This is a genomic window from Thermogutta sp., from assembly GCF_014359955.1.
In the GTDB taxonomy this organism is placed as follows: Bacteria; Planctomycetota; Planctomycetia; order Pirellulales; family Thermoguttaceae; genus Thermogutta.
In genome coordinates this window covers 1-4,971 of record NZ_JACIYL010000289.1, presented here as the reverse complement: position 1 = coordinate 4,971, position 4,971 = coordinate 1, and the positions used below count along the sequence as shown (strand labels likewise).

Annotated in this window: 5 protein-coding genes; 2 read left to right on the top strand and 3 right to left on the bottom strand. The window is 60.8% G+C overall.

Annotated elements, in window-relative coordinates; translation table 11 throughout:
- The 3 genes from H5U08_RS10050 to H5U08_RS10040 all read right to left on the bottom strand — a co-directional run.
- The coding region (locus H5U08_RS10050; protein ID WP_297032632.1) for an LptF/LptG family permease at window positions 1–950 on the bottom strand (950 nt) is incomplete at its 3' end.
- A gap of 42 nt (window positions 951–992) precedes the next feature.
- Complete coding sequence (locus tag H5U08_RS10045; protein WP_297032630.1) at window positions 993–2,303, bottom strand: PLP-dependent aminotransferase family protein; 1,311 nt, start codon at window positions 2,301–2,303, stop codon at window positions 993–995.
- A gap of 28 nt (window positions 2,304–2,331) precedes the next feature.
- The gene (locus tag H5U08_RS10040) at window positions 2,332–2,463 is read right to left on the bottom strand and encodes a hypothetical protein (protein WP_297032628.1); all 132 of its coding nucleotides are present in this window, start codon (window positions 2,461–2,463) and stop codon (window positions 2,332–2,334) included.
- A gap of 457 nt (window positions 2,464–2,920) precedes the next feature.
- Here H5U08_RS10040 and H5U08_RS10035 point away from each other — a divergent pair, with 457 nt between their 5' ends.
- Together H5U08_RS10035 and hisS are read left to right on the top strand one after the other, a co-directional pair.
- Window positions 2,921–3,412: a YkgJ family cysteine cluster protein gene (locus H5U08_RS10035; RefSeq protein ID WP_297032626.1), complete on the top strand. Its 492-nt coding sequence runs from the start codon at window positions 2,921–2,923 to the stop codon at window positions 3,410–3,412.
- Window positions 3,413–3,531: 119 nt separating this feature from the next.
- Window positions 3,532–4,854 carry a histidine--tRNA ligase gene (gene hisS, locus H5U08_RS10030; RefSeq protein ID WP_366494377.1) on the top strand — a complete coding sequence of 441 codons (1,323 nt, stop codon included), beginning with the start codon at window positions 3,532–3,534 and terminating at the stop codon, window positions 4,852–4,854.
- Window positions 4,855–4,971 lie beyond the last annotated feature (117 nt).

Genomic DNA, 4,971 nt, shown 5'->3' with positions numbered 1-4,971 from the left:
ACCACCAGGGGCAGCCCCAAAAACAGCAGATTGAGATCGCGGAGGGGCTGCACGATGCGGGCATGGATCCGCACCCGCACATCGGCTCCCAGATCCAGGCTCGGATTGTGCAATCCGCGGATGAGCCCCAGCGTGGAAGAATATTCTCGCCACGCTCGTCCCCCTGTCAATTGCTCAAAGTCGATGTTGCTCACCACGAAACACTGATCATCCTTGAGCCAGGGATGATCGTGGGGCGTGAGAATGACGGGGCGCCCTTTGAGGTACAGCGACGGTTTATCTTTCAAATCCCTGGGGCGGATCATCTTGTCCAGAAGGTAGCCGCTGGGATGCTCGGCGGTGGCGGGAAGGTAAAAGGCGTTCTCGGCCTGAAGCTGGCCGCCATACTGGTCGAGACCAGGCGGCAGGAAGAAGTTGGGTTCCGCGACCCGGTAGTCTTTTCGATATGCGGCCCGACCGCGGAGCAGAATATCCGTCTCGTTATCATAGCGGGCCTGAATAGGCCACCCTTTCTCGCCCAGCAGGTCGGTGTTGGTCCGGGCCAAGAGATGAATCATGCGGGGGAGGATCATTTCCCGATTACAGACCCCAAAAAGGATGAGCACAATCGAGCCGATCACCACCGGGGCTGTCGCCCGAGCACGCGAGATCCCTGCCGCCAGAAGGGCCGTCATTTCCTGCTGCCGTTGCAGCCAGGCCGTGGTGAACATGGCGGCCGTGAGCACAAAAAGCCCGAGGATCCGGTCGAGAAAAGCCAGGGACTGCGGACCGTAATAGAGGACCGTCAGTTTCAGCAGTCCCCCGCCTGCCTCACTGGCGCGAAGAAACTCATCGAGATTGGTGAAAAAATCAAAGACCACAAAGATGCACACGAGGCTGAAAAAGCACACGAAGAAGGACTGGAAGAAGTGCCGGGCGATGTAGCGGTCAATGATGGTGGTGAAAAACATCCGAGTTCCCTCCGTGACGTGTCGGCCGGTCCGCCATTCCACTTATCGTGGAGCGGCACTCCCACATCGCGTGATCGCCCGTGCCAGGCGTTCCATCCCTTTTTCCAGGTTGATGTCATCCGGCATGGCGAAACTCAGACGCAGACAGCAGTGCAGCGTCGGTTCACCTTCCTCGGGAAAACAGTATTCCCCGGGCACATACACGACACCTTCCTCGACGGCCGACTGGAAAAGTGGCCCATCCACACCGGTATCCCATTCTTTCGGCAATTGCAGCCACACATACAGACCACCCCGAGGGGGCACGTAGCTGACCGCCACAACCGGCCGCAGCATGCTTTCCACGGCTTTGAGGGTGGTCTCCAGTTTGCGGCGGTAAATCGCGCGGAGCCGAGCCACATGGTCTTCCAGCCAGCCCTCCTCCAGGATCGCGGCCAGAACCATCTGGTTGAAATTGGGCGAGCCGAAATCGTGGTGTCCTTTGAGGGACAGAACCGAATCGAGCAGGGCAGGGGGCAGCAACCCCCAACCCACCCGCAGTCCCGGCGAAAATGACTTCGAAAACGAGCCCACCATCACGACGTGCTGGCCGGTGGCGTCATGGCTGCGGATGGACGGCCATTCTTCTCCGTAGTAAGAGAGATCGCGGTAGGCGCAGTCCTCGATGATGTAAAGGCGATGTTTCCGTGACCACCGCTGGGCCACCTCGACGAGGGCAGGGCGCCTCTCCAGCCCGAGGCTCAGCCCCGTCGGATTATCGAAATAGGAGGCCACGTAGATAGCCCTGACGCGATCCAGTTCGCCCCGTCGTTCCAGCCACGCCAGGCGCTCTTCCAGAGCTTCGGGAATTATGCCGTCATGGTCGGTGGCCACTCCGACAGTCCGGGCGCCGAAACTTTTGATCATCCCCAAAAATACGAAATAACTCGGCGTTGCGCATAGGACAATATCGCCCGGATCCAGGAGCGCCTCAGCCACAAGATAGAGCAACTGGTTGCTTCCCGCGGTAATGACGATTTGCTCCGGACCAGCGTGGCGGAGCCCCACCGAGGCGTCCGCCTGAAGGACGCGTTCCCAGATCGCCCGGCGAAGACGGGGATGCCCCAGCGTGGTTCCGTACTGGAGCGATTCAAGGGCCGCCGCCCGGCCGGAGAAAAGTTTGTCGATCGCTTTTTCCACAAGTTCCACAGGAAGGGACTGGTGCTCCACGAAGCCGGCCGCCAGCGAAATGAGATCCGGCTGGGCGAGGACCCGCGCCATCAGGACATTGGCGATTGGAGGCCCCCCGGACCAGGCGGCGCGCTGGCTGAGTCCAGAAAGCACTCGCTCCACATCCCCGTGTTCCTTTTTCAATGAAGGCATCATCCTTTTCAGCCGACTTTCACTTTGTCCAGCGATCCACGTTCCCCGACGTTCCCACCCGTCCTGCCAAACCCTCCCCACCGGGACGCTTGCCCGCCTCGAGCTCCCCGTCCGGCTCTTTCACGATCGGCAAGCGGCTGTGTCGCAACATGGCCGATCGCGCCATCCTGAACGGCCCCCGACGTCTTCATGTCCCCCTATACGTTACGTGGGTTGGCAACCACGTTCGACCCCGTTTATCGTAACTCTCCAGGCTGGGGCGGATCAATGGTTTTCCATGAAGTCAACGTGACGGCGAGAAAAAAGGGAATGCATGATCGAACGTTAAAGAGCGGACGTGACAAGCACGTCCCTCCGGAAAATCCTTCGGAGGGGCACGCTTGTCGTGCCCGGTGAAGCGCGAATGGATGATCGAAGGCTGAGAGGCTTTGACGAGTGATTCGGCAGCGTCCCTTACCGTCGGGCACCCCTTATCCTGCGGGTGCTGGTGGGTTAAAACCAAGTGGAGGGAGGGGCCTCCGACGGGAAGACAGGCGGTCGTCTTCGGCACCTTCAGGGAGGATGGCGCTGGTGGTGGAAGCACGCAACGGAGAATGGCAAAATCGGGGATGAACTCGCAGAATCGGCAGAAAAACTACTGGCTGACTCGCCGGTCGGCCCCTGTCACGGGCAACGGCCGACTTCGGCGGAAGGACATTCCCGCGGGAGAAACGCTCTGCTTCTACTGCCCCTCCAAGTGCTGCCATTACATCGCTTTGACGATCGATCGTCCCCGCACTTGGGAAGAGTTCGACACGGTCCGCTGGTTCCTCCTTCATGAGCGGACGGCGGTTTTTGTGGACAACGGGCAGTGGTACTTATTGGTGTTCCTCACCTGCACGAAACTCCAGCCGGACGGCCGCTGCGGGATTTATCCCATCCGCCCGAAAATCTGTCGCGACTACGATACAGATATCTGCGAGTTTGAAGAGAACGCGGTGTACGACCAGTTCTTCGAACTTCCGGAGCAATTGGAAGAATACGCGGAGGCGCTCCTCGGTCCGCGGGAGGGCGGATCGCTGCGATCTCCCCGGCCGGAACTTCTGCCCGTCCTCCCCTGAGGGAGTCGCCCGCTTTCCGAGATCCAGCCGCCGTTCCTGGATGGCATGACGACTGCAGAGCCAGGACGGTCCGGCCGCACGATGTTCCACAGTGGGGTTTTGCCACCATGGCCGAGAAATTGATTCCCCCTCGCACACTGAAAGGTTTTCGCGATTATCTGCCGCAGGTGATGATCCCCCGGGAACGGATCATGGAGATCGCCCGGCGGGTGTATCGTTCCTACGGTTTTGCCCCGATCGACACGCCGGCCTTGGAATATCTGGAAATCCTGGCGGGCAAGGGGGGCGAAGAAACCGACAAGCAGATGTACCGCTTTCAGGACCACGGCGGGCGGTGGGTTGCGCTGCGCTTCGACCTCACCGTTCCGGTGGCCCGGTTCACCGCCCAGCACCTCAATGAACTGGGCATCCCGTTCAAGCGGTACCACATCGCTCCTGTATGGCGGGGAGAAAACACCCAGCGCGGGCGCTACCGGGAGTTTGTGCAGTGCGACTTCGACACGATTGGAACGCGATCCCTGACGGCCGACATCGAAACCACCCTCGTCATCCACGATCTGCTCCGTGCCATCGGTTTTCAGGAGTTTGTCATCCGCATCAACAACCGCAAACTCCTCAACGGCCTGTTGGAACGCCAGGGGCTGGCGGATCGTGCGGCGGGCGTGCTGCGGGCCCTGGATAAATGGGGAAGAATCGGCACCGAGGGGGTGAAGCAGGAACTCGAGCAAGCCGTCGGGCTGACCGCTCATCAGGCCACAGCGGTCCTCGAACTGACCCAGATTCACGGCGACCACGACGCCGTCCTCTCCCAGGCCGAAAAACTCGTCCAGGGAAGCGCGGTGGGGGAAGAGGGGGTTCACGAGCTGCGGGAAGTGCTTCGCGGTGCCGCGGCCGGCGGTGTCGCCCCGAAATACCTCGTGCTTGATCTGGCCATCGCCCGAGGTCTCGATTATTACACCGGCACGATTTATGAGACCTATCTGACGGCCCTTCCGGGAATTGGGAGCGTGTGCTCGGGTGGCCGGTACGATAACCTGGCGGAACTGTTCACGACGCAGTCCCTTCCGGGAGTGGGGGCCTCTCTGGGACTCGATCGGTTGCTGGCGGCCATGGAAGAGCTCGGCATGCTGGAGGCCGTCAGCACGCCCGCCCCCATCCTCCTCGTGTTCTTTGATCCCGGTCGGCGCGACGATTACCTGCGGCTGGCAGCCGAGCTTCGATCGGCCGGTCTCAACGTGGAGTTCTACCCCGAACCCAAAAAAATCAGTCAGCAACTAAAGTACGCGGATCGGCGCGGACATCGCGTGGCGCTCGTCATCGGTGAGAGCGAATTCGAAAAACAGGTGTGCCAGGTCAAAGATCTTCGGGCGGGTGTTCAGAAGGAAGTCCCGCTTGAACCGACAGCCCTCGTAGAAGCGATCAACGACATCCTCGCCCGGTGATCAATCATCGCCGGACAGCGCCGACCAGCGCAGGTCCGGAAACGGGCGGCGTTTCTGCGGGGACCGGCGCCAGCACCGTTTGAGGAGCAGGGAAGGGCTGGCTTTCCGCGAGTCCGA